Source organism: Pirellulales bacterium, assembly GCA_035656635.1.
Taxonomy (GTDB): Bacteria; Planctomycetota; Planctomycetia; order Pirellulales; family JADZDJ01; genus DATJYL01.
In genome coordinates this window covers 1-25,931 of sequence record DASRSD010000125.1, presented here as the reverse complement: position 1 = coordinate 25,931, position 25,931 = coordinate 1, and the positions used below count along the sequence as shown (strand labels likewise).

Sequence of the window (25,931 nt, the reverse complement as noted above, 5' to 3'; positions counted from 1 at the left end):
TAATTGCGGACGAGCAAAAATGTCAATTGAGACTCTGCGAAAATCGGTAATCTGAGAAAAATAGGATGCCACAATGACCCTCCCACATGAAAGAACGCCATTCGGCTCTAATTCATGGCCATGTCGGGCTTTCCGCGCCGCCGGCTACGCCAATCCCACAGCCCTACGGCGGCCAATCCCAAGCAGCCGGCCAGACACAGGCCCGGAATCAAATCGCCGTGGTCAAGATAAAAGCTCCGCCGTGAATCCAGCTCCGGCTGGGCAATAATCACCTCGGCGGCCCGTCGTGGTCCCTGCTGCACGATGCGGCCGTCGCTATCGATCCAGGCGGAAAAACCGGTATTGGCCGCGATCAACAGCGGCTTGCGCATTTCGACGGCCCGAAACACACCGCAAGCCAGGTGCATATCGAGCTCGCTGGAACCGCGGAACCAGCCGTCGTTGGTGATGTTCACCAGCACGTCGGGCTCTTCGCCTTGCGCGCGCAGTTGCCACACTTGGCGGCGAATGAGATGCGGAACGACCGTTTCGTAGCAAATGTTGGGTGCATAACGAAAGTCGCCCAGTTTTTGCGAAACCGCCTTCGTGCCCGATGTTAGGCCGCCGGTCAGCGGCGTAATTTTGTACAAAAATGGCAAATACTCTGCCAGCGGAATGTACTCGCCGAACATGACCGGATGCATTTTGTCGTACCGGGCCAACGGATTGCCTTGCGAATCGACAAACAGTGCGCTGTTGAAATAATCGGACTGGGAATGCTCGCTTCCCTCGTTGCTGTAATGCGCCGCGTCGATGCCGATCAATAACGGCGGCGGCAGCGGAGCATTGAATTTATCTTCCACGATGCCGTGGAAATATTCTTGCATGTCGTGCAAATTCTTCAGGCTCCACTGCGACATTTCCTCGGGCGTGTTTTCCCATTTCGTGGGCGGTTGAAAGCCCGGCGCAAACGTGTAGAGCGGATTGGGATACATGGTTTCCGGCCACACCAGCAAATCTAAATTCGGCTGCTCCTGGAGCGCTTGCTTCGAAAGCCGCAGATATTCCGCCAGCACCGCGTTGAGCTGCTTTTCGTCGGTTTTTACTTCCACATCGATCGAGCCCTGAATCAGCGCCACCGTGGGGCCCGGCCGCGTGATGACGCCCGCAGTGCGCCAAGAACCGTAGACAACCGCTCCGGCAAGCACCAGCGGCAGCGGAGCGATGGGCCACAGCGTAAATCGCTGCCTGCGCCATGGAATTGTTCGGGCTATGCAAGCGGCGACCAACATCACCAGCCCACTAGTGCCGTAATCGCCAATGACGTCGGCAATTTGAATGAACGCCAGCCAATGGACTTGTGTGTGCGACAAGGCCCCCATGGTAAAGCCGCTGAGCAAATGCCCGCGAGCCAGCTCCAAGCCGGTCCACACGACCGGCGCGGCCACGACAATCGAAATTCCCAGCCGCTGTACCGCGACGCGCACCAGTCCGACAAACACGGGCACGTAAAACGCCAAATAAAACGACAGCGCGAGCCAGCCGAAATACGTGATCCAGTGGGGCAAGCGCAGCCAGTGAATCGCCCCCAGCCAGAACACAAACCCGGCCAGCCACAAAGCGCGGTAGGGCCTGCGCCCGACCAGTTTGGCCTGCCGGCACAACAGCAGCCACGGCACTGGCGCAATCCACGCTAACAGCCACCATTTGCACGGCGGCTGCGCTAAATACATCAGCAAGCTGCCGAGCAAGCCTAATCCCAGGGTGGTCTGCAGCCACGCCCACGTGCGCAGTGCCAAGGAAGAATTGCCCACCGCGGTTGCATCAGGCGAATTCTTCGCGGGAAAGGTACGAGGTTGATTTTTTGTACTGGCGCTGGTTACTGCCATGCCTCCAGAGTAAAGCAACTGCTGCTTTGAAACCAGATTGATTGGCGGCCGGCTCTACGCCGTTGACAACATGAGCACATCCACAGCCTCGCCGGCGGCGTAAATTTTTTCGCCGGCCGGAAACACGAGCAGTGCATTCGCGCCGGCAAAGCCCCGTAAATCGGCCGAACCTTGCCACGCCTTGGGCTCCGCCAGCAATCCTTCGGCGGAAGATACAACTAGCGCCGGATAGTACGTTGGCCGATCGCTCCGCTGCGAAAATTCCCGCGTGAGTTTCGCGCGCCGCACTGGATGCGGGGATTCCCAATGCCGACCCGCCAGGCGCGCGATCGCCGGCTTCACGAATAGCTCGAAACAAACCAAGCTGCTCACCGGGTTGCCCGGAAGACCAAATACTAAAGTGCGATCGCCGACGTTAGCTCCGGGCTCTGCCCGGGGGTTGCTCTTGGGATTGCTCGATCCATCGCCCAACGGTTTTTCGCACACCCCAAACCACAAGGGTTTACCAGGTTTCAAATCGACTTTGTGAAACACCTGCCGCACGCCCAGCTCGACCAGCACGGCGGGGACTAAATCGAGCACACCGGCCGAAACACCGCCGGAAATGACCAGCACGTCACTTTCCAAGCCGGCACGAAAGCAGCGCCGCAGTTCGTGAGGTTCGTCGCGCACAATTCCTAAATCGACCGGCGTCGCTCCGGCTCGTTGAGCCGCCGCGGCCAGCAAGGGCCCATTGGAATTGCGAATTTTTCCCGCAGTCGGTTTTTGATCGGCCGGCAGCAATTCGTTGCCGGTGGAAACCATGGCCATCTTCACCAGCGGAATCGCGCGAATTTGCGTGTGCCCCACTTCGGCCAGCAAACCAATTTCCGCCGGCCCTAATTCCACGCCGCTGTGCAACACGGTTTCTCCCTGCCGCAGCGATTTGCCGCGCCGCATGATGTTTTGGCCCGCGCGAAACCGTTCATCGTGAATTTCAACTGTTCCCAGAATTCCCCTCGCCCCTTGTGGGAGAGGGGTGAGGGGTGAGGGGTTGAAGCCCGTGCGCTCCACCATCACCACCGCATCGGCGCCCGCAGGCAGCGGCGCGCCGGTCATAATGCGCGAGCAGAAGCCGGGAATAACTTTGCACGTGGGAACAGCGCCGGCAGTAATTTCTTCCAGCACGCCCAACTTTGCCCGGCCCGCGACCACATCGGCCGAGAGCACCGCATAGCCATCGACCATTGCTTTATCGTGCGGCGGGCTGTCGATGTCGCTGGCGACTTCTTCGGCAAGCACGAGTCCCACCGCCTCGGCCAGCGCGACTTCACCGGGCAGCTTGGTCCGCGCGTGTTCAAGAATGTGGTTCAACGCATCAGCAACAGAAAGCATAAGAAAAAGGCAGAAGGCAAAAAGCAGAAGGCGAAAGGCAGAAAGATGAACCCGGAAGGCAACACCAAAAATCTTACCGCTGGACTATTCTAAACAATCCACGGTTTTTGTGCGTCGATTTGGCTGCTGTTCTTCCTTTTGCCCGTTTTGCTCTTCTTTTTCTGCATTCTGCATTCTGCCTTTATTCTCGCACTGCCAAAAACCGCCGCAGAATGTCGTACCCACCCGGCGTTAAAAAACTTTCCGGATGAAACTGCAAGCCGAATGTGGGATGCCGCCGGTGCCGTATGCCCATAATTTCGCGGCCTCCATCGGGAGCGTCGGCCCAGGCGGTCATTTCGTATTCCGGCGAAAGCGTGCCTGGCTCAATCACCAGGCTATGGTAGCGCGTGGCCTCGAACGGATTCGGCAGGCCCGCAAACAAATCGCGCCCCGTGTGATGAATGCGGTCTACTTTGCCGTGCATCAGCTGCTTGGCCCGCACAATGCGTCCGCCGGTGGCCTGGCCAATGGATTGATGCCCCAAGCAGACGCCCAAAATTGGCAGCTTGCCGGAAAACCGCTCGATGCACGCGCACGAAATGCCCGCCTCGCTGGGAGTGCATGGCCCGGGGGAAATTATCAAATGCGAAGGGGCCAGCCGCTCGATTTCGTCAGTCGAAATTTCATCGTTGCGAAACACTTTCAAATCCAGCGCCGCATCGATCTCTCCCAACCGCTGCACCAGGTTGTACGTGAACGAATCGTAATTGTCGATTAGCACGATCATGCGCTTCAAATATAAAGCCGCGACCGTCGGTCGCGCCGGTCTATCCATTGATTGTCGATTGGCAGTTTTGCGCGACCCACGATCGCGACTTTCTACTTAGCCCGACACCAGTTTCGACGGGTGTGGTTCGCGGTTCACCAGCGGCAGCACTTGCGGATGGTACACAGTGGTGTAAGCCTTGGCGGTCCGGTGGGTATCTAAGGCCGCTTGCGATTCCCAGCGCTCGGTCAGTAAAAACCGTGTGGGGTCATTGTTCGATTGATACACTTCAAACCGCACACAACCGGGCTCTGCCCGCGAAAGCCGCGCTTGCTCCGCCAGCAGGCCGCTCACCTTTTCGACATCAGCCGCGTCTTTCACCGATAACCAAATATTGAGATAAAGCATAGATATCAATGACGAATGACGAAATTCGAGGGACGAAGTTACGTTCAGTTTAGCCCGTGCCGCAAGGCCGGGCCAGTGCCGCCTAGCATGGTTTACGGGCGACATTCATTCGCCGGCTGTGCAGTTTAGCCGCGACGCGCAAAGCGGAGCGCGATTTAGCGTTCCCGTAGCGGTCTAACCGTTTGGAATCGTTCGCCCGGCGATGTAAGTGCATTTACGCGCAGGCCGAATTTCTCGCCCACCTTCACGGCCACGCCTTTGGCAATGCACTGATCGCCGACGCACAGCTCCAGTGTTTGATCGCACGATTTGTCAAACTGAATAAGCGAACCCGGCGCCAGTTCCAAAATTTGCTTCAGCGGTTGCTTTTTCGCCGCCAGCGTCACGGTAACCGGCACTTTTACATTTAGCAGATTGCGCGTGTAGTTGGGAAACGCCGGCGACACGGCCCGGCTTGCGCTCTTCGATTGCACAACATCGCTGGGGTTCACCTCCGGTGTCGTCGTGGCGACCGGCATCTCACTTGCTGCCGCGGCTACCGGGCCGGTTGCGCTTTCAGGCGCAGCCGCGTGTGTAATGGCAGCCGCCTCGGCAGATGCGTCGGCTTCGGCGGTTGCTTCGGAAGAATTAGGGACGTCGGCCATGCGCCTTGAAATTGCTCGGTTGGGTGCTGTGTTTGCCCTGCCCGCGATTACCGCTTACATGCAGCCCCCGGCCTTACGGTGAATGATTGCCGTTTACCGCACTTCCATCATCGGCTAGCTGAGGCGGCAAACTTTGCGTTGTCGCCTTGTTTTGCCGCTCCAATGTGCCATTCTGCCCAGAGTTTTTCGGCCCTACGTTTGTGCGTGTGCTAGCACCGCCAGCGCGATATAATTCCATAGCGAACAAATTGGCCCATAATTCCGCACTGACCACTGACCACCGGTCACTGATCACCAACCATGAACACTGCCCATGCCCGCTAGCACTGCCCAACTTACACCTTCCGGATTGCCAGCTCAGGAGTTCAAGCCGTATCGCGGCTTGTCGAACGAGGAGCTAGCGCGCCGCATCAATACGGTGCGTGCAGAGTTGGGCTCGCGGTTATTGATTCTAGGGCATCACTATCAGCAGGACGAAGTGATCGCGCTGTCGGATTTACAAGGCGACAGCTACCAGCTCAGCCGCATGGCGGCCGACAGCCACGATTGCCGCTCCATTGCTTTTTGCGGCGTCCACTTCATGGCCGAAACCGCCGACATCGTCGCCAACCGGCCCGACAAACTGGCGGAGCGTGGCGGGGAGCGCGTAACCGTAGTGCTACCCGACCTGGCCGCCGGCTGCTCCATGGCCGATATGGCCGCCATCGATCAGGTGGAAAGCTGCTGGGAAGAGCTGGGCGAAGTCATCGACACGGCTGACATCACGCCGGTCACGTACATCAACTCGGCCGCCAACTTGAAAGCGTTTTGCGGCCGGCATGGCGGCATTGTTTGCACGTCGTCCAATGCCGCCGCCGTCTTAAACTGGGCCTTCCAACGCACGAAGCGCGTGCTGTTTTTCCCGGATCAACACCTGGGCCGCAACACTGCCAAGGCCATGGGCATTCCGCTGGCCGAAATGGCCGTGTGGAATCCGCACGCCAGCATGGCGGGCGCCGCTTCGTCGCTCGGTGGCAACACGGCCGCTGCCATCGAAAATTCCAAAGTGCTCCTCTGGCAGGGACATTGCAGCGTACACGCCATGTTCCGGCCCGAGCACGTCGATGCGTTTCGCGCGAAATTTCCCGGCATCAAAATTCTGGTCCATCCGGAATGTGCGATGGAAGTGGTCGATAAAAGCGATGTCAGCGGCAGCACCAGCAAAATTATTCGCACAGTGAGCGAAGCGCCGCCGGGAACCAAGTGGGCCATCGGCACCGAGCTGCATTTAGTGAACCGCTTGAAGCACGAGCATCCGGAACAGGAAATTCATTTTCTTTCGCCCGTGGTCTGCATGTGCGCCACGATGTACCGCATCGACCTGGCGCATCTTTGCTGGGCCTTGGAAAACCTGGCCGCGGGCACGCCGGTGAACATCATCGAAGTGCTGCCCGAAACCGCCCACTACGCTTTGGTGGCGCTGGAACGGATGCTGGCAGTGAAGTGAAATTTTTTAACTACGCTGCAGCCTGGATGACCGGGCGCTTGGGTGGCCGGGGTCGAGGCCGCCGAGCCCCCGGAATGGCGCGAAGCAAATCGTAGCTTCGCGCGAAAAAAAAGCCATCGAAAAATTCGACGGCTCCGGTCATCCTACTAACAGAGGCGCACGATAAGCACATGTCGCGCGGCACCAATTCTTTCCTTCAGCGCTTGCTGCTACTCACTTTCCTTGGCCAGCGGCTCTTTCTTTTCCGTAATCACCGGGCACTGCGGCGCCATTTCGGCATTGAGCTGTTTGAAATCGGCCCATTGCTCAGGCAAATTATCTTCGTGAAAGATGGCCTCGACCGGGCACTCCGGAACGCAGGCTTCGCAATCGATGCATTCATCCGGGTGGATGTACAGAATTTTTTCCCCTTCGTAAAAGCACTCGACCGGGCAAACCACGACACAGTCGGTGTACTTGCATCCGAAGCACGGCTCGGCGACAACGTGAGTCATTGACCATCCACTCCTTTCACAGAAAACTTTGCATCACAGGTTGCCAGAGACAACTTGTTATATCGAAAAGACTTGAGCGGGTAATTCAGCGATTCTGCGCGAATCATAGTAACGCTGGCGGGCACTGTCAACCGCTCTGGACGTGCCAAAGCCGTAAGTTTTGCGTCCTTTTTTCGCCGTGCCCGAGGCCCTATCTAGCGTGCCGATCAGGAAAGACATTCGGCCGGTGCCGACCAGGCAATTCTTGACGGCACCGACCGAGCCCCCTCGTGATCATCTCACAGTCGGGGTAAGTCGGAGATTCCCACAGATTTAACGGCGCGGCGGACAAGAATTCCTGATGAACTGGGTTGGTAGCCGCAATTTCTTTCGCCTTGCCTCAGCCATTTATTGTACGTAAAATCTAAAGCGTAGGGCCTTTGCGCGCTCGAGCAAGTCCGGACTTTTTGTTTGCAGTTCGCACAGGATTTCCGATTCCTGGAAACACAGGAGGTGTCGGCGGCGCGGTCGGTGCGACCGCGGCTGAATCATCCAGCTCCGCCGAAACCTGGGAATCGTCCTAACCATCGGGCAGTTGGCGGGGGCGAAAGGTTGTTGTTGCTGTGGCACTGTCGGAAATCGATCGCAATTTGTTGAGCCGCTGTCTCTCCCGACAGCCCCGGGCGTGGGAAGATTTCGTCGATCGTTACATGGGCCTGGTGCTGCATGTGATCGATCATTCAACCCAAAGCCGCGGCCTGCGCATCGCTCCACACGACCGCGAAGATTTGGTCGGCGAAGTATTCTTGATGATTGTCAAAGGCGATTTCGCCGTGCTGCGCCGCTTCCGTGCCGAATCGAGCTTGGCAACGTATCTGACGGTCATCACCCGCCGCGTAGTCATTAACCGGCTCCTTCACAACCGCAACGTGCACACTGGGGATGGGGTCGCACGTCAGGCCGTGCAATCACAACCGGCCAACGGCGCTGCACCGGGGCAACCGGTGAGCGATCGCGATGAAGTGGCTCGTCTGCTCGAAGAGCTGGAAGGGACCGAAGCCCAAGTAGTGCGCATGTATCACTTGGAAGGCAAAAGCTATCAGGAAATCAGCTCGGCGGTGGGCATGCCGGAAAACAGCATTGGGCCCACGCTCTCTCGGGCCCGCGAAAAAATGCGCCGGGCCAGCGGCATCGCCGCGGAATAATTGCCATACTGCTCCCTCTCCCTCCGGGAGAAGGCCGGGGCGAGAGTGTCTGCCGATTTTTCTAAAAGGCTGTTTCAAAACTGAGAATCGGGTGGCCGGGGGTCGACCGAAGGGAGCCCCCAGCAGCCCATTTACTGGGGGCTCGGCGGCACTCGACCCCAGCCACCCTTTATGGAAGCCCAGTTTTGAAACAGCCTCTAAAGCATCCCTCGTTCGATTTTGATGCCGGCTGATTTTTTGCCGCCGAACCTTCAAGCCGCCGAAGACTTCGGCACCCGACTGGCACAGCCGAGCTATGTTCGTTTTCTCGTTCCCGAATTCATTGGCCGAGAGACGGATTTCTAATTACTGCGGCACAGAAATTATTTTGTGGAAAAGGCGGCCAATGCTTGACAAGCTGAATTACAGTGCATATACAAGTATTAATCCGCTTTCGCTTCCGGAACTTCACTCTCTCACTCAGCGGTTTGTCGATCAGGGGGGCGGTTGCTCACAGCTCAGATTCCTGGCCCTCGGCGAGTTAGGCACTGCCCTCCTGTTCCACACACCGCTGTACGGCGAGTAACCTACGATGCCTCCCTTTGGCGGGCAAGCGATTCAATCACGCCGCATGACGTGGCTCGTTCGTGTGCCACATCGCTGTCTGCCGCAGCGTAATTTCTACTTGGCGGCGCTGGCGCACCCTCTTTGCATCCGCCGCGGCCAGAAGTTACAGTAGTGGGCAAGGAGACGCAAACATTTGTCGTCTCGGGGGGATTGGTGCTAAGCCGTCGACAGCAGGCGCTCTCTTTGCGCCGCGCCTTCTGGCTTGGGGCCTCTCCAAACCAACCCCTGGCCTTCACGAGGTACTTCCATGTTGCACCGCGGACCAAATCGCCGCCAGTTTTTGCAAACCGCTGCCGCCGCCGGCGCGGCCACCTTAACTCCGTACTGGTTCACCAGCCGAGCCGGCGCCCAAGATAGTTCCAAAAGCGATCGCCACACGATCGGCTGCATTGGCACCGGCGATCGTTGGCACGGCGCCATTGGCCCGCAAGTGAAAAAATTCGGCGACATTGTGGCCGTGTGCGATGTCGATAAAAACCACTTGGAAAAGAACGGCCTGAAAGTGGCGGGCGATAAAGCCGAGGCCTTTGAAGATTATCGCCGCATTTTGGATCGCAAAGATATCGACATTGTCACCGTCGTCACGCCCGACCACTGGCACAGCAAAATTCTGATCGAAGCCATGCAGGCGGGCAAAGACGTTTACTGCGAAAAGCCGATGACGTTGACCATCGATGAGGGGAAAAAAATCTGCCAGGTGCAAAAGCAAACCGGCCGCGTCGTGCAAGTGGGCACCCAGCAGCGCGACGAATTCCAAGTCCGCCAGCGCATTCTGGACGACAACGCCGGCAAAGAAAGCAAAGACGCCAAGGATCAAAAGGACGCGAAAGATTCAAAAGACGCCAAAAACGCCGCTCCCACCAAGCTGTTGTTCGATCGGCAATTTTTGCAGGCCGTGGCCATGGCCCATTCCGGCCGCCTGGGCAACGTGCAGCGCGCAAAAATTGTGATTCGCGCCAATCCGGTTTGCCCTGCCCTGCCCAAGGTCGACGTGCCGGCGGAGCTCAATTGGGAGTTGTGGCAGGGCCAGGCGCCTGTGTTCGATTTCGTGCAAGGCACCAAAGGGCAATCGTCTAACCGCAGCTTTCCGGCCGGCCGCACCCATTACGAGTTCCGCTGGTGGTACGAATACTCCGGCGGCAAGCTGACCGATTGGGGCGCCCACCACGTCGACATTGCTCAATGGGCTCTGCAAATGGACCACAGTGGGCCGACCAGCATTGAATCGACCGGCGAAATGCCCGTCCCCTACGAAAACGGCTTTGCCACCGTTCACGATCAGTACAATTGCCCCCGCAAGTTCAACGTGGTTTGCAAATTCCCCAACGGCACGGAGCTGACCATTTCCAGCGGCAGCGAAGACAGTATTTGGATCGAAGGAGACAAGGGGCAAATCAAAGTTTCCCGCGATACGCTGAAAGATATTTCCGGCGATGCCGTGGCCGGCCTGGCCGATAACCCCATTCCCCAAGACGTGCTCATCAAGCTCTGCAAAGGCAAAAAGCTGCCCGAGCACGGCACCGAAGGGGGCACGCACATGGCCAACTTTATCGAGTGCGTGCGCGATCGCTCGCTTCCCATTTCCGACGTGTTCACCCATCATCGGGCCATCAGCACCTGTCATCTCGCCAACATTTCGCTCCGCTTGAACCGCACCCTCAAGTGGGATCCGGACAAGGAAGAAATCGTCGGCGACACCGACGCCAATAACTGGCTCGCCCGCGAGCAACGCAAAGGCTACGAAATTAAGGTGTGAGGCCGGCTGCTACTCCCTCTCCCTTTGAGAGCGAATCGCATCATTTTCTCCCTCTCCCTTTGGCAAAGTGCCGGGATCATTTGGCAAAGTGCCCGATCATTTTCTCCCTCTCCCTTGATGGGAGAGGGCCGGGGTGAGGGTGCCTCGCTTCCGCGACATAAAGCCGGGCATGGTTTAATTGGACAGTGGTGCTTGGTCATTCGTCATTGGCCATGCTGGGGGCTCGGCGGCACTCGACCCCAGGCAACCTCAGCCCGACTGACACAGTCGGGCTATGTGCAAAATTGTGCGTCCCCCGGCGAAGCCGGGGGCGAAAAGAATATTCCTGCTTTCCTGGCTTCCTTATAAAAACTGCGGCTTTAGTGGCGCTGCAAAAAATCTTCCTAAAATTGGGCCACTCGTTTGGTAAAATGCGCGGGCATAGGACAGTGGCTAGTGGCTAGGGATTAGTGGCTAGAGCTGAGGAACCAGAGCCGAGGGCTTGTGGCTGAAGTTGTGCAATGCACTTCCTCACCCGCTCACCTGTTCACACACTAGCCCCTAACCACTAGCCCCTAGTCACTTCCCTCGCCCAACAATCTACCGAAAATGCACAATCTCGGACGCAAACTCGACGCATTCTGTCACCGGCAAGCGGACGACCCCCCGCGGATTTGCCGCAACGGCGAGATTGCGCGCCAGACAAAAGAGTGGGGTTTTGACGCGAAAATAAAAATTCGGGAGAAGAATGAAACCGCGGGCAAAACACAGCATCGCTTTTCACCAGCAACTACCCTGCCGACATGACCATCAAATCTGCCATCAGCGAGCCTGTCTCCACGGAAGCGGCGTTTAAGGCGCTTCAATCTGCCGTCTTGGCCGGAAAGCTTTCGGCCGGCGCCGTGGAAAATATCCGCACCTGGTTGGCCAGGCCGCAATACGCCGCCTATGCGCCGCTGGTGCTTGAACACATCGACCGCCAGCAATGGCAGGAATTAGACGACGCATTTTGGACCATCATTCCCTTCGGCACCGCCGGCCGCCGCGGACGGATGTACCCCATCGGCACCAATGCCATTAACGATCGGACCATGGGGGAAAGCGTTCAGGGCCTGGCCGATTATGTTTTGGCCTATTTAGCCCCCGGCGAGTCGCTGGGAGCGAATTATGGGGAAAATCGCCTTTCCTGTGCCATTGCTTATGACACCCGCCACAGGTCGCGGCAATTTGCGGAGCTTAGCGCCGAGATCATGGTCGCCAATGGTTTTGAAGTGCTATTCCTCGACGGCTTCCGCCCGACACCGGAATTATCGTTTACCGTGCGGCACAACCGGTGTGCCTGCGGAATCATGATCAGCGCCAGTCACAATCCGCCGAGCGATAATGCGATCAAAGCATTTTGGTCGACCGGCGGACAACTGCGCTCTCCGCACGATGAAGGCGTGATTCAATGCGTGGGTTGTGTCACGGAAATCAAGCGCACGCCGTACGCCGAGGCGGTATCGGCCGGCCGCATTAAGTTTTGCCAAGTGGAAAGCGATGCCGGTTACCAGGCCGCTGTGCTCGGGCAAGCCACGAGCGGTCCGCGCGATTTGAAGATTCTATATTCTCCGCTGCACGGCGTTGGGCTGACCTCGGTACTTCCGATTTTGCAGGCGGATGGTTTCCAGAACATCGAAGTCTTTCAGCCGCATGCCACGCCCGATGGCGATTTTCCCAACGTTCCCAATCACGTGGCCAATCCGGAGAACCCGGCCGTGTTCGATGCGCTGATCGAACACGCGAAAACCACTGGCGCCGAAATCGTCCTGGCCAGCGACCCAGACGCCGATCGCATCGGCTGCGCCGCCCTGCTGAAAAATTCGGAGCGGGGAGTTCGGAGTTTGGAATCTTCGCTCTCTTCGAGCAATCACAGCAACTCCGCACTCCGCACTCCGCATTCCGCACTCCCCACTCAACATTGGTCCACCTTTTCCGGTAACCAAATTGGCGCTTTGCTGGGTGAGTTTTTGCTGGGGCGGCTGAAGCAATCGGGCCGTTTGACTCCGGAACATTACATCATCAAAACGCTGGTCACTAGCGACATGATTTGCCGCATCGCGGAGCAGTTTGGCGTGCGGGCGTTCGGCGATCTGCTTACCGGATTTAAGTGGATCGGCAGCAAAATGGATGAAGTCGGCCCGGAAAAATTTGTGTTCGGCTTTGAAGAAGCCCACGGCTATTTGGCCGGCACCTACGCCCGAGACAAAGATGGAGCCGTAGCGGCCATGCTGCTGGCGGAACTGGCCGCGGAGTGCAAAGCGCAGGGGCTTACTTTGCATCAGCGACTTGACGCACTGTTTTTGCAATACGGCTGCCACCTGGAAAAGAGCATCAATCACACGCTGCCTGGTGCCGATGGCTTGGCAAAAATGAAAGCCGTGATGGACCGCCTGCGGAATAATCCTCCCCGGCAATTGGGCGGCCTCGACGTGCTACAAGTGCGCGATTATTTGCGGCAGCAAGCGCTGAAGGCAGCGGACAGTGGCCAGTGGTCGGTGGTTGGTGATCAGAAAGCACTAGACGAAGTGCCGCCAAGTGATTTGCTGATTTTCGATCTCGATCCGGCCGGCAATCGGGCTGCCGTGCGCCCCTCGGGCACGGAATCCAAGCTCAAATTCTATTTATTCGCTTACGAGCCGCCGGAAAAATCGGCCGATTTAATCGCTACGAAAGAGCGGTTGAGGGTGCGATTGGCGGCGCTGGAAAAAGATTTGCTTGTCGCCAGCGAACCCCGCGAATGAAGAGCACCGAAAAGAGAACCCAACTGCACAGATCATGGAAATTACAAAAAGGCGCAACAGGCGGCCACGAGCGACTTTGGTCGTGTAGCGAAGGCGACGCGAAAATAGCGGCCGAATTATTTTCGGCGCTCCTCGCATTTTCTCGCCGACGCCCTAAAATAACGGCTACTTTGAATTTCGCCCAGACCGCGTGGCCGGATCAAATCCATCGGAAGGATGCACTGTGAAAACCGTTCTTACCGCCGACCAATTGCACGCCGGCGTTGATCGTTTGGGTCAGCAAATTAACAAATTTTACGGAAATCAGCACCTGACCATTGTTGGCGTGCTGACCGGCAGCATTGTGCTATTGGCCGATTTAATTCGCCGGCTCACCATGCCCTTGCGGGTCGGCCTGGTGCAGGCCTCCAGTTATCGCGGGGCGGCCATTGATCCGGGGCAGTTGACGATCAACTTTGATTTGTTGCCGGATGTTGCCGGGCAACACGTTTTGCTAATCGACGATATTTTCGACACGGGCAAAACTCTGGTTGGGCTGGTCGAGGAACTTCAAAAACACAAACCGGCCAGCGTGCGCTGTGCCGTCCTCTTGCGCAAGCAAGGTCGCCAGGCCGTAACCAAGGAACCCGAGTATGTGGGCTTCGAAATTCCCAATGCGTTTGTTGTCGGGTACGGGTTAGATTATCAAGATGCTTATCGCAACTTGCCCTATTTGGCGGCATTGGAGGAACACGAAATCGGAAAAAGCATACACTGAATGAGGGAGCGAGAATCGAGAAAACGAAGAGGCTATCTTTACATCGATCGGAAGGAGGCGCGCCCTGGGCCTGGGATCGTCCCCGCTGTACTTTTTGATTTGTCCACCGCCAGAGGACGTGTTGCGATCCCATGCGCCTGCGCATCTTATATATTGTTTCCGATTTGCAGCCGTCGGGCACGACCGCACAGTTGAAATTGCTGGCCGCCGGTTTACCGCGAAGCAAGTTTGAAATTCATATTGCAGCGTTGAACGCCGGGGGGCCTGCTGCAGCCGACTTAGAACGTAGCGGCGCGAAGGTCACGGTAATTGGCCGACGCTGGAAAATCGATCCCTTTGCGTTCCGCAGACTACGCACACACATTAAGCATCTGCAGCCTACGGTCGTCCACACTTGGCAGTTCGAGGCCAACACGTACGGCAGGACAGCGGCGCTGGCCGCCGGCATGCGCCGGCTAGTGACCTCAGAACGAACCATCGAAAGTTGGAGCATCGATTATAAATGGGCCATTGACCGTTGCTTGGCGCACCGCACCGAGCGAATGATTACCAATTCCGTCGCCGTGCGAAATTATTACGTCGCACATGGCCTGCCGCCGGAAAAATTCACCGTCATTCCTGGGGCTGCTGCCGCGCCTCCACCCGATATGGTTTCACGCAGTGATCTACTTACAGAATTTCGATTGCCTGAGGACGCCAAGCTGATTGCGTACGTGGGGCACTTGACCAAGCAAAAACGATTAAAGGAGTTGATTTGGGCAATAGACCAACTTAAGGCGGTCGGCGTGCCGGCGCACTTTTTGGTAATTGGCCAAGGACCGCGCCGCGATCATTTGGAGCGCTATTCGTGGCTGAATCGAATTGAAGATCGGGTGCATTTTCTCGGCGTCCGAAATGACGTGCTCCAGTTTATGCCGCACTTTGATGTGTTATGGCATGCCGGCGATCACGAAGGACAATCGGCTGCCGTGTTGGAGGCCATGGCCGCCGGCGTACCGGTTGTGGCGGCCGATGCCGCCGGTAATCGCGAATTAGTGAAACCCAACGAAACGGGCTATTTGGTGCCGCTGGATGAGCGCGCCGGATTTGCTCGCGCCACTTTGCCGCTGTTGGAAGATTCCGCCTTGGCCCGGCGGTTGGGTTGCGCCGCTAAGCAGTGCGTGGAACAGTGCCATCGGATCGATCAACTTTTGGCGGCGTATACCAAACTGTACGAAAATTCGCACAGCTAGTGTGTGTCAGCGGTCGATTGCTATCATGGCTTGCACCGTGCAGCGGTCGCCTGACACTCGTGTTCCGGAACGGCCTGTTCAATTTCGGCTACTTCGTCGGGTCTAAGTTTGATTTCCGTGGCGGCAGCATTTTCTTCTTGGCTGCAGGTTGTGATGCGAATCATAAAGCGTGAGAATTATTCGCGTGGGGGCTGCATAGTTGTGAAGGTGTATGCATAAATTCGGTTACTCTCGCCGTTGGTTTCGCGATATCCAAGCTGAGCCGTTGCAGTGCATAGACAAATCAAAACTTCCCCTTTTGCCGCCGACTCATCCGGCGGTAGAATGGAAGACCTTAAGCTTGGCAATACCTGGGAGAGTATGCGATGCATCATCATTTGAACGGCCAGCCCAAGCGCCCCAATGTGTTAGCGGTCATTTTGGCCGGTGGCAAAGGAACTCGCTTGGAGCCGCTGACACGAGATCGGGCCAAACCGGCTGTTCCCTTCGGCGGGTTGTACCGCATTATTGATTTCACGCTTTCGAACTGTCTAAACAGCGGGTTACGCAAAGTGTTGGTGCTGACACAATATAAGGCCAGCAGTTTGGACAGGCACTTGGCTCTGGGTTGGCTGCAACTGTTGAGCCGCGAACTGGGCGAATTCATAGATGTCCTGCCTCCCCAACAACGCATTGACGAACATTGGTACCAAGGCACCGCCGATGCCGTGTACCAGAACATTTACACGTTGGAAAAAGAGCGGCCCGACTATGTGGTCATACTGGCCGGTGACCACATTTACAAAATGAATTACGAAACCATGGTGCAAGCGCATCTGGAAAAAAACGCCGATGTAACCGTCGGCGCGCTGCGCGTGCCGCGGGAAGAATCACGGCACTTCGGCGTTATGCAAATGGATGCTGGCGGCCGCATTACCGGCTTTGAAGAAAAAAATCCAAACGCCAAAACCATTCCTGGCGATCCAGATCACTGTTTGGCATCGATGGGCATTTATGTATTCGGCGCGCGCTTTTTGTTTGAGCAATTGTGCCTGGACGCAACGCAGCAAAACAGTCAGCACGATTTCGGCCGCAATATTTTGCCGGCCATTGTCGATTCCCACCGAGTATTTGCGTTTCCATTCCGCGACGAAAACCGCAAGCAAGATGCCTACTGGCGCGATGTCGGTACGCTGGATGCCTACTACGAAGCCAATATGGATCTAGTGGCCGTCGATCCCCTGTTGAACATGTATGACATGCAATGGCCTATCCGCACCTACCAGCCGAATTTTCCGCCACCCAAGTTCGTATTTGCTGAAAATGGACCCGACGGTCGCCGCGGCGAAGCGATTGATAGCGTCGTTTGTAGCGGTTGCATTGTTTCCGGCGGCCACATACGGCGTTCAATTCTCGGTCCCAATGTCCGCGTGAACAGCTTCGCCCATGTGGAAGATTCAATTTTGTTCGAAGGCGTCGATATTGGGCGGCACACCCGAATTCGCCGGGCCATCATCGACAAACGTGTCCGCATTCCGCCCGGCACGTTAATTGGTTACGACGCAGAACAGGATCGCGCCCGTGGTTTCACTGTGACCGAGAAAGGCATCACGGTCATCGCCAAGGCAGAAGGAGTAGAACACTTCTTCGAAGCCGAACCGGCGGAACGGGTGTGAACGAGAGCCAGACAACTCATTTTGGGCCAGCGCCATCTTCCATCCCTTCAATATACCGCCGCAGGCGCTCGAGCTCATCGGTCACATGATGCAGCTTAAGCATGTTTTCCACACGCTTCAGAAGTTCCAGCTTGTTTACCGGCTTACTTAAAAAATCATCGGTGCCCGAATCGACCGCCCGTTCAATATCGCCCAATTCGTTCAACGCTGTGACCATAAGAACCATAATGTTTTTGGTCTTGGGGTCTTGCTTCAGTTTGCGGCATACTTCAAAGCCGCTGAGCTTAGGCATCATAATGTCGAGCAAAATTAAATCCGGTTTGAACGATGCCACTTTGTCCAGAGTATCGCGGCCATCCATGGCCACGGCAATTTCGCTATCGACATCAGCCAAAAACGCCTCCAGCAACTCGACATTGGGAGCGTTATCATCGGCAATTAGAATACGGCTTTTACGCGGTGGCAAGGTCTTAGCCATGGTGGGTGAATTCTCACGGGTTCATACACGCTTCCAGCTGTGCCGATTATAGAGGCGCACGCTACGTCCTTGGAATGGGGAATTTGACAATCGCCAAATGCCACGCGCACCGATCATTCTCACAAAATCGCCGCGCGCAATCTGCTTCAAGCGCCGCGGAATTGTCGACCGATTTCATTCAGCAAAGGCGATTGTCGAATTCTCTCGGTCGGCGCACGGTTCATGCAGGCGGCTTCTACCAGCAATTTCCTCGCAGTTGGCAAGTTCAACGGCGATTATTGGCAACAATCGCGGCGGCCTCTCACCAGCCTAGCGTTTGTAACGCCTTTACTTTTGATCTATGAATTGGGCGTAGCGTGGCTGGGGCCCCAAGCTATGCGCAATGGAGCCGACGTGTGGCTCCGCCAATTGCTCGATCTGCTCGGCTTCAGCCAATATTTTCTGCTCCCGCTATTAACTTTAAGCCTGCTGGCCGGCTGGCACCATGTGACGAGGCAATCGTGGCACGTTTCGTCTAGTGTGTTATATGCCAAACTTGCCGAGTGCGCGTTGCTGGCAATAGCGCTGGTAGTGGTTGCCCGGATTCAAGCGAACTTACAGGCCTTTGTCACTCGAGAAGCTCCGCCAGCCATGCTCCACGCTTCGCTGGGAACCTCATTGGCCAGTGCCTTTCGACGATTCGTCAGCTTTCTGGGGGCAGGCATATACGAAGAATTGCTTTTCCGCCTGATGATGATGCCGTTGTTGGCATGGCTCCTGCGCTGGTGCGGCTGCCAGCAGGCCTGGGCCGGCAGTGCGTTGCTTTCCAGCCTGATTTTTGCTGCCGCCCATCATGTAGGCGCATTAGGCGAACCATTCCAGTGGTACGCGTTTTTGTTTCGCGCCATCGCTGGATTATTTTTTGCCATACTATTTTTATATCGCGGGTTTGGTATCGCCGTGGGTACACACGCCGCTTATGACATGCTAGTCGGACTATTTTAATCAAGACAGTTCACAGAACTTAATCAAGAGCAGTTGGCAAAAAATCTGCGCGATTTTTTGCGCAACATTTTCAAAAAACTCTCTTTGCTCGAACGCGCTTTTCCCTACCACATCGCGCGGCATAAAAATTGCTTTTGCGGAATTTTTTCCTGCTAGCAATCGAGAAATCGCGGAAGAAAGCTGCGCCGTTATTTTTGTCAAGTCCCTCCTTGCGGCACAATTTTTTGTGCAGAAATTTCCCTTTGAGGCATTTTGCCGCTGAACTATAATGACACTTCAGACGAACACACGCTTCGCAGAGTCACGGTTGCTTCCTGAAATCATCAACCGGATCCCACAGATCCGTAGAAGGGCTTTAACACCCAATGCTTTCTGTCCGACCGAAAATTGCTGAGTTGGTGTTCCAAGTGTACGGCCGAGCATTGCATCCGGAGTTGTTCGAAATTTTCGCCACTCGCCGTGTGAGCCGTGGCGATTATGAAGCTACCGTGCACATTACCAGCGCCGGTCACGTGGTCGCATGGCAGCATCGCGGCCTCATACTCACCGAAGTGGCCTGCAGCGCTTCACATCCACTACCGCAAAAACGTCGCTTGGTGCATTTTCGCTTGAAAGGGGCGCGCAGCGATGAATTAGAGTGCCGCGGCGGCGTCCACTATGAAATGAATTTCCAACTCGAACCCGTCCAGCCTGAGGTGTTTTGGACATTCCAGCATGAGCTAATTTCCGGCGACATTCGCCAGGGGATGCTCCACCGGTTCGATTCCAGCGGCCGTATGGCGCTCGGAGCACTCAGTTACGTGAATATCGAAGCCCGTAATCGTGTGCTGAAAATTCAGGCCTTTCACACCTTCCCCGACGATTACGCCATTGTCCGTAGCCAATCACTGTTCAGACTGCCCGGGTAAGTGGGCTTTGTAGAAAAGCCGTGGATGGCATTGAGCAAATCGCCTTCCAGACGCTAGAGCGTAATAAATTCCGCGATCGCCTCGTTCACCACGGCTGGATTTTCTAGAATCGCCAAGTGACCGGCGTCCGGCACAGCAACCCACACGGCGTCGAGAATTGCATCGGCAATGTGCCGCATTTCATCCATGGTGGAAATCGCGTCTTGCTCGCCCACCAAGATCAATGTCGGCACATCAATCGTGTGCAACCATTCGCGCACGTCTTCTCGGGCAGCCAATCCCAGCGCGGCGGCGGCAATTCCTTCCGGCTTTTGCCGCTCCATCATTTGTTGTACTTGTCGTACTAAATCGGGCTTGGCTTGATATGTATTTGGCGCGAACATTCGCGGCATCATCACGCTTGAAGCAGCGCCGGCTCCCTCTTTCAATACGTTTTCGGCCATTTTGCGCCGGCCAGCGGAGGCTTCCGGCGAATCGGCCACGGCTCGCGTGTCGCAGGCAATCATGGCAAGAACTTTGTGCTTGTGCCGCTTCCAAAACTGCCAGCCCACGTAGCCACCCATAGATAGGCCGCAAAAAATCACCTTCTCCTGCATGCCCATTGCCTCCAGCAAGCCCGCGAGATCGTCGGCCATTTGCTCCATGCTCACTGAACCGGGCGTGATATCGCTGGAACCAAAGCCTCGCAAGTCAGGAGCAATAACACGACAATGATCGGCGAAGAAATCAATTTGCCGCTGCCACACCGTGTGATCCAGAGGAAATCCGTGGACCAAAAGCAGCGGATAACCTTTCTCTCCTGCAGTTTTTACAGCAAACTTTGTATTTCCTACCTGAATGTGTTTCATGCTTGAGTTCGAGCAAGATGTTTACTGCTAGTAGATGATCATTCTGGTACTTGGACGTCTACCATTTGGCGATTGTAGGTTTCTGGTCTGCACGAGACGCCGGAAATAATACACGCACTATTTACTACTTCTCGTCGTGACGTTCAGCCAATTTCTTGGTGAATTTATCAAGCGCTTTGGTGATTTGTAATGTGTGGGGTTCCAATTCGGCAGCACGCGTTTGATACTGCACCGCATTTTCATAATCGCCTTTACCAGCGTAGCAATGGGCCAATGTGTCAAGCAGGCCGGCCTGCTCTCCCTCTGTTGCCAACGCCAGCGATTGTTGCGAGTATTGAATCGCCAAATCAAAATCGCCCTCCGTGTTGCCGATGAGCCACGCATCTTCGTTGTATGCCTTGGGATCATTGGGAACACGATAAATTTCTTCGCGGTAACCAGCATCGGCCGCGCGAATCATATCAAGCACCTGTTTGCGGCGCGCCGGATCGTTGGCAGAAATCTCATACAATCCAATCAAAATGTCGGGGTTTGTAGGATCGCACTTTGCGCCTTCCTCCAGTTCGCGCCGTTGTTCGTCGTATTTATGCAGGGCGGCATAGTAGCAAGCATAGTATAAATGCATTTGGCCCCGCTGATTGTCCGGATAGGTGTCGCCACTTTCCTTTACGCGCTGCAATACAGTGGCATCTTTGTCCATGGCATCGACGAGGGTTTTTAAGACCTTAGCTGCCTCCTGGTTGTGCTCCTGATCATGCAGCATTTCACCCAATAAACCCTGTACTTCAATGGTTAACTCGGTATCTTGCGGCGATTTTTTAATGACGTGCTGATACTCACTCTCGGCGGCCTCGAATAAGCCCCGCTTGCTTAGCCGATGTCCCAATTCAGCATGCAGTTCCACAGAATCGCCAATCAGCTCGAACGCACGTTTGGAAAGTTCGTCGGCTTCCACGGTGTTCCCCTGTGCGCGGCGCGAATGTGCCAGCGTATACAAGAGCGTCGGATCGTTATTGAACGCCACCTCACCCCGGTGCGCCAATTCGTCAATCAATTTCCAGGCTTGATGTTGCACCAGCATGTTGGCAAATTCGGAGATAGTTTGCGGGTCGCTGGCCATTAGTGGCACTAGTTTTTGTAGCACCTCCTTAGCGCGATCGCCCCGATCGAATTTTCTTTGCAGAGCGCTGACCATCGGCTTTGCTAAAGTGAGCGTGTTTTGTCGCTCCATTTCATTAGCGAATGGCGTAAGATCTTCAAGCTCCGTATCCACCAATTTGTCGATCTCGGCTGCTGCCGCCTGCGGATCGTTGCGATAATGGATATACGCCCGCAACCACTGCGCGCCCGGCCCGGAATTGCGCACCAAATTCGCTTCAATTGTTTTTCGCCGGTCCGACCACCAATACCGTCCATCCTCCGGCTGATTGATAATCAACATGGCGGTATATCTCGACACCAGTGGCGATTTTTCGAAGCGCAGTAGATGACACAACGGAGCCAGCCCTGCATCTTGCTGTAAGTCGGCCAATTGCCGGAGTGCCACCAGCCGACCCGATTCGTCCTGTAGTTCGTACTTGTCTAAAATATGCCGAACTTGCGGTGAATCGCTTTGATGGATCCATTGCACGCGAATCGCTTGCACCAAGTATTTGGCGCGCGACGAAATTTCAATATCAGGGCTGCCTTCCGCCCCGGTCAGTGCATCGTAAGCCTCCGGCCCAATGCGAGACAATTCGTTCTGCGCTGCCTGCCGCACTATGTACCGCTCGTCTCCTAGTTGCGAAATGAGTCCCGAAATGCGGACTTGCATTTGCTCCGCGGTCAACTCTGGCGTAACAATTATCGTACCACTATTAGCTTCCGGCGCGTTCGCGTTTGAATCGACGCCGCTGTGAGCACCTTCCCCTGCAGCCCATACTGGCCACGCGATTAGCAATTGCAGAAGCAGGACGATTTTTAGGGTGAAAACGAATCCCTCTGCCCTTAACGATATAGGAGCGGGGCCGCGGTACCGTAGAAATAATCGATCCACCCACATGGAATTCACCATATCACCGGCAGTCACTTCGCCATTCCCTTCCTTTCAACATACTTTACCCCCACAGTCCACCGCAAGCTGAGCATCGATTTCAGCGATTATCTCCCACACCTGCTCGAAAGAGACCCTAAGAAAAATCTCATTGACAATTGGGGTCGACTGGCTGTTAAAATGCGCGCTGCGACTGTGGCCGATGCAGCGTTGCTTTTCAGCAGTTCGAAGCGATTAAAATCAACGATGTCATTTCGGGTCCCCGCGCGAATAGGGACAACTTCCTCATTCTTCCGGCTGCCCCGCACGAAGATAAAAGACCCGCGCCAGACAGACAAACAAACTTCAGGCAATCGTTTCGGGAAAACTCGGGCGATTGAACGCGGTTTTGCAGATTTTCCAGAAGAGGAAGTTGTTGGGCACCATTCCTACAATGTCGGGCGGGGGCAACATTCCATTTACAAATACCGCTCCACGATACGGCGACTGTAGCGGTCCAGTGAAGCTGGGTCGCAGATTAAATACCGGATGCCATGAGCGTCTGTAATCAGTGCCCGCTGACGATCCAGCCGTCTCACATCATCGGCTCCTTTGAGCAGAAACTTAGTGCGGCCACGATCGGTTTGCACATCCCATTCGCTTGGATCGGTTTCCATGGAAACCCAAAAAATTCGCTCGATTTTGGGGAGGAATTCACGCTGGGCCAACTCTGCTTCAACCGCGCTGCGAACGTCCGCAGGCAACTGGGCCAAATCGTCCAGCCAGACCAATTCGGTTCCTTCCGACGTGCACAACCCAATGCCGCGCTGCGGATCAGAAATTGGAAAGCCGCGAACCGGATGCACACCTACATGCCGCGCGCCATCGGTTGTGTTAAGCACGGCGCGGCCAAACGCATCGTGCGTTAGTTCGAAATCGGTCGTGGTGAAACGATTGTTCATTATCAGTTGTTTGCCCTGAAGGTGTTTACGACGGATTAATTTATCAGACTCCAATGCCTTGCATTAATTCCATTTGTGCCTTATGTAACCGGGCGTATGTGCCATCTTCTTTTAACAATTCTGTATGTTTACCAATTTCCGAAATCCGACCACGTTCTATCACGATCAGCCGGTTCGCCTTCCGCAGCGTACTAAGCCGGTGAGCTATGGCTAACGTGGTGCGTCCGCGAATCAGATTGTCTAGTGCAATTTGAATTTCCCGTTCGGTTTCGGTATCGACCGCCGAAGTGGCCTCGTCGAGGATCAGAATACGCGGATCAATGAGCAACGCCCGAGCGATGGAAATTCGCTGCCGCTCGCCGCCGGAAAGGGATTGGCCGCGTTCGCCAACGAGCGAATCGTATCCGTCAGGTAGTTGTAAAATGAATTCATGAGCCCGAGCAGCGCGCGCGGCGGCAATAATTTCGGCCTGGCTGGCACCAGGCTTGCCATACGCGATGTTTTCAGCAATGGTACCGTAGAACAGAAATGGATCTTGCAGCACAATGCCAATGTGCTTGCGATATTCGCTGACAGGATAAGAACGGATATCCACGCCATCGACCAAAACAGCTCCTTCGGCGACGTCGAAAAAGCGGCAGATTAAATTGATCAGCGTGCTTTTTCCTGCCCCCGTCGGGCCAACAAGCCCGATCATTTCGCCTGGTTCAATTTGTAGATTGAGGCCATGCAACACTTCGCGCGTGCCATACTTAAAGCGGACGTCGCGTAATTCAATGCGGCCCTCCAATCGATTGGGATGAACCGGCTTGACCGGTTCGGGAACGCTGGAAACACGATCGAGAATTTCAAAAATACGGTGAGCGCTGGCAGCGGCGCGCTGAGTACTGTAGACGATGCGAATCATCGTTTCCATGCGACCGTAGAACTTGCTCATCAACGTGGCGAACACGACGAGCGTGCCGACTGCCAGCGTTGAAGTTTCGCCAGGAGCCGTGCGAAAAATCAACCACACACCGAAGCACCACACACCGGCTATGCCAATATCGGTGAGCAACGAAACGACCGGGCCGAAGAACGACCAAATGACATTCAGTCGGCTGTTCACTGTGAGCAGATGCTGATTGGCGCGTTCGAAACGTTCAATTTCGCGCCGTTCCTGGGCAAACGCCTTGACCACGCGGATGCCGGGAATGGTATCGGCCAGCACACTGGATAGCTGCCCCATCGCCACTGCCGATTGGCTGAAGCCATGGCGCAGTTTCAACTTTACCACATACACGAGCCATAAAATGATCGGAAAAGGAACCAGCGTGCAAATGGCCAAACGGGCATCTTTGTACAGTAGCAGGACAGAGGTGATAGCAATCATTACCATGTCGTTGACGAAATCGACCAGACTGACAGACAGAAACACACAAATGCGGTCGCTATCGGTATCGATCCGGGACATCAAATCGCCAGTGCGCTTCTTACCGAAGAATTCTAAAGATAGGCTTTGCAAGTGCTCATAGGTGCGGCTTCGCATGTCGGCAGCAATGCGCTCGCTAACCCAGGAAGTAACAAACAGGCGCCCCCAATTAAGTCCCCACGCCACAAAGGCCGCGACAAACATCAGAACCAAATAAAATTGTGCCGAATGGCCGACGATTTGCCGACCATCGTGCCAGGGGCTCAAAACGTTGTCGATCAGTGGACCAGTAAGATAAGCAGGCATGAGCCCGACAAAATTGCCGACGATGGTTAGCAACAAACCGAGCACAGCCATTGCGGCGCGCGGCTTAGCAAAGGTAAGCAAACGGAACAACGAGGAAACCGGTGGAGGAGGAGCTGCTGGAGCGCAGGCAGTGCAGATGCCATCAATAGTGGTAATGATGGCGCCACAACTTGGGCAAACGGTAGGCAAAACCGATGTGCCAACGGACGAGTTCTCCAGGCGTGACTGCAATACCGCCCATTGGGCTTCCAGCCGGCGGGCAAAAGCGCTGCGGGCAGCTGTATATCGCCAATGTGCCAAACGGCCTGTCGAATTACAAAGCTCCAACATGCCAATAGCGGCCTGCTCCACAACGTGCAATTTCAAATCTGACGTCAGTGGCCAGTTTTGCCACATGCCGGGGTGGCCATTCAATTTTGGAGTAGGGTGTGTCGTGGGTAGAACTGGGCTCGTGGGTGCAAGGGCCAAAATCCGACGGTTCGTTACCACCACCAAACCCGAGGCATAATGCAATTGATTGTCGAGATCTGTTTCAAACCACCCGATCAACGTTTCGTCCTCAGGGATTTCAGCTGACAACGATGTTCGCCAGGGTTCGGGCAAAATGTTTCGTGAATCGGATTTGAAATCCAAGGGTTTCTCCGGCGGGAATGACAAAGGAAAGATATCGAAAGAATTATAGGCTGAGTTCTTCGGATCGCTGAACTAGTCAACCTGGAACAAATCGATCCTCTCGGCTTCCTCGATATTTGTTAGCGGTTTTCCGCGCGGCGTCACATCTTAACTAAGCGCTCCTCGGCTCAACAATCTTGATGTGTTAAGCTTCGAAGCAATTTCCATGTTCAATTTTAGATTTATGGCCCGATCTTTGCATTGCCATCACCAAAGACCTATCGGCGGTCAATACGTCTCTGTATTTCCGCGGGCAAAGACGATTTTTAAACGATTGCGGCTCTGTCGGGACTAATGGTTCATGTGAACTTGTTTTTGAAACCGAAAGCACCAAGAAAAGCCGCGTTTTCGATAGGTAATTTAAGGGGGAGAATGCT

21 protein-coding genes are annotated in these 25,931 nt (G+C 55.4%); 9 read left to right on the top strand and 12 right to left on the bottom strand.

Going from position 1 to position 25,931, the window contains the following annotated elements; all coding sequences use genetic code 11:
• Positions 1-107 precede the first annotated feature (107 nt).
• The 5 genes from lnt to VFE46_11665 form a co-directional block, all read right to left on the bottom strand.
• Complete coding sequence (gene lnt / locus VFE46_11685; protein HZZ28654.1) at positions 108-1,868, bottom strand: apolipoprotein N-acyltransferase; 1,761 nt, start codon at positions 1,866-1,868, stop codon at positions 108-110.
• A gap of 54 nt (positions 1,869-1,922) precedes the next feature.
• On the bottom strand, positions 1,923-3,242 hold the full coding sequence (gene glp, locus VFE46_11680) for a gephyrin-like molybdotransferase Glp (GenBank protein ID HZZ28653.1): 1,320 nt from the start codon (positions 3,240-3,242) through the stop codon (positions 1,923-1,925).
• Between the two features lie 181 nt (positions 3,243-3,423).
• Entirely contained in the window at positions 3,424-4,011 is a 588-nt protein-coding gene (locus VFE46_11675; protein HZZ28652.1) for an aminodeoxychorismate/anthranilate synthase component II, read from the bottom strand.
• A 96-nt stretch (positions 4,012-4,107) separates the two neighbouring features.
• Complete coding sequence (locus tag VFE46_11670; GenBank protein ID HZZ28651.1) at positions 4,108-4,398, bottom strand: putative quinol monooxygenase; 291 nt, start codon at positions 4,396-4,398, stop codon at positions 4,108-4,110.
• Positions 4,399-4,553: 155 nt separating this feature from the next.
• Positions 4,554-5,042, bottom strand: coding sequence for a FliM/FliN family flagellar motor switch protein (locus VFE46_11665; protein ID HZZ28650.1), 489 nt, complete (start codon positions 5,040-5,042; stop codon positions 4,554-4,556).
• Between the two features lie 313 nt (positions 5,043-5,355).
• On the opposite strand from VFE46_11665, the gene nadA reads away from it, so the two are divergent.
• Positions 5,356-6,528, top strand: coding sequence for a quinolinate synthase NadA (gene nadA, locus VFE46_11660; protein HZZ28649.1), 1,173 nt, complete (start codon positions 5,356-5,358; stop codon positions 6,526-6,528).
• Between the two features lie 209 nt (positions 6,529-6,737).
• On the opposite strand, the gene VFE46_11655 is transcribed toward nadA, so the two are convergent.
• Positions 6,738-7,022, bottom strand: coding sequence for a ferredoxin family protein (locus VFE46_11655; GenBank protein ID HZZ28648.1), 285 nt, complete (start codon positions 7,020-7,022; stop codon positions 6,738-6,740).
• A 602-nt stretch (positions 7,023-7,624) separates the two neighbouring features.
• On the opposite strand from VFE46_11655, the gene VFE46_11650 reads away from it, so the two are divergent.
• The 6 genes from VFE46_11650 (at position 7,625) to glgC (ending at position 16,974) form a co-directional block, all read left to right on the top strand.
• Positions 7,625-8,206, top strand: coding sequence for a sigma-70 family RNA polymerase sigma factor (locus VFE46_11650; protein HZZ28647.1), 582 nt, complete (start codon positions 7,625-7,627; stop codon positions 8,204-8,206).
• Between the two features lie 853 nt (positions 8,207-9,059).
• Entirely contained in the window at positions 9,060-10,568 is a 1,509-nt protein-coding gene (locus tag VFE46_11645; protein ID HZZ28646.1) for a Gfo/Idh/MocA family oxidoreductase, read from the top strand.
• A 782-nt stretch (positions 10,569-11,350) separates the two neighbouring features.
• Entirely contained in the window at positions 11,351-13,330 is a 1,980-nt protein-coding gene (locus VFE46_11640; protein HZZ28645.1) for a phospho-sugar mutase, read from the top strand.
• 223 nt (positions 13,331-13,553) lie between these two features.
• Positions 13,554-14,087, top strand: coding sequence for a hypoxanthine phosphoribosyltransferase (hpt, locus tag VFE46_11635; GenBank protein HZZ28644.1), 534 nt, complete (start codon positions 13,554-13,556; stop codon positions 14,085-14,087).
• A 131-nt stretch (positions 14,088-14,218) separates the two neighbouring features.
• The gene (locus VFE46_11630) at positions 14,219-15,319 is read left to right on the top strand and encodes a glycosyltransferase (protein HZZ28643.1); all 1,101 of its coding nucleotides are present in this window, start codon (positions 14,219-14,221) and stop codon (positions 15,317-15,319) included.
• A gap of 365 nt (positions 15,320-15,684) precedes the next feature.
• Complete coding sequence (gene glgC, locus VFE46_11625) at positions 15,685-16,974, top strand: glucose-1-phosphate adenylyltransferase (GenBank protein ID HZZ28642.1); 1,290 nt, start codon at positions 15,685-15,687, stop codon at positions 16,972-16,974.
• Positions 16,975-16,990: 16 nt separating this feature from the next.
• Here glgC and VFE46_11620 read toward each other — a convergent pair whose 3' ends face one another.
• Entirely contained in the window at positions 16,991-17,452 is a 462-nt protein-coding gene (locus tag VFE46_11620) for a response regulator (protein ID HZZ28641.1), read from the bottom strand.
• A 222-nt stretch (positions 17,453-17,674) separates the two neighbouring features.
• Between VFE46_11620 and VFE46_11615 the strand changes: the two genes are divergently transcribed.
• Positions 17,675-18,436, top strand: coding sequence for a CPBP family intramembrane glutamic endopeptidase (locus VFE46_11615; protein HZZ28640.1), 762 nt, complete (start codon positions 17,675-17,677; stop codon positions 18,434-18,436).
• Here VFE46_11615 and VFE46_11610 read toward each other — a convergent pair whose 3' ends face one another.
• Positions 18,437-18,637: a hypothetical protein gene (locus VFE46_11610; GenBank protein ID HZZ28639.1), complete on the bottom strand. Its 201-nt coding sequence runs from the start codon at positions 18,635-18,637 to the stop codon at positions 18,437-18,439.
• Positions 18,638-18,801: 164 nt separating this feature from the next.
• Here VFE46_11610 and VFE46_11605 point away from each other — a divergent pair, with 164 nt between their 5' ends.
• Positions 18,802-19,344: a DUF2617 family protein gene (locus VFE46_11605; GenBank protein ID HZZ28638.1), complete on the top strand. Its 543-nt coding sequence runs from the start codon at positions 18,802-18,804 to the stop codon at positions 19,342-19,344.
• Positions 19,345-19,397: 53 nt separating this feature from the next.
• On the opposite strand, the gene VFE46_11600 is transcribed toward VFE46_11605, so the two are convergent.
• The 4 genes from VFE46_11600 to VFE46_11585 form a co-directional block, all read right to left on the bottom strand.
• On the bottom strand, positions 19,398-20,192 hold the full coding sequence (locus VFE46_11600) for an alpha/beta fold hydrolase (GenBank protein ID HZZ28637.1): 795 nt from the start codon (positions 20,190-20,192) through the stop codon (positions 19,398-19,400).
• 124 nt (positions 20,193-20,316) lie between these two features.
• On the bottom strand, positions 20,317-22,260 hold the full coding sequence (locus VFE46_11595; GenBank protein ID HZZ28636.1) for a hypothetical protein: 1,944 nt from the start codon (positions 22,258-22,260) through the stop codon (positions 20,317-20,319).
• Positions 22,261-22,682: 422 nt separating this feature from the next.
• Positions 22,683-23,165: a DUF1854 domain-containing protein gene (locus VFE46_11590; protein ID HZZ28635.1), complete on the bottom strand. Its 483-nt coding sequence runs from the start codon at positions 23,163-23,165 to the stop codon at positions 22,683-22,685.
• Between the two features lie 43 nt (positions 23,166-23,208).
• Positions 23,209-25,461, bottom strand: a complete 2,253-nt coding sequence (locus VFE46_11585) for an ABC transporter transmembrane domain-containing protein (protein ID HZZ28634.1) — start codon at positions 25,459-25,461, stop codon at positions 23,209-23,211.
• Between the last annotated feature and the right edge of the window lie 470 nt (positions 25,462-25,931).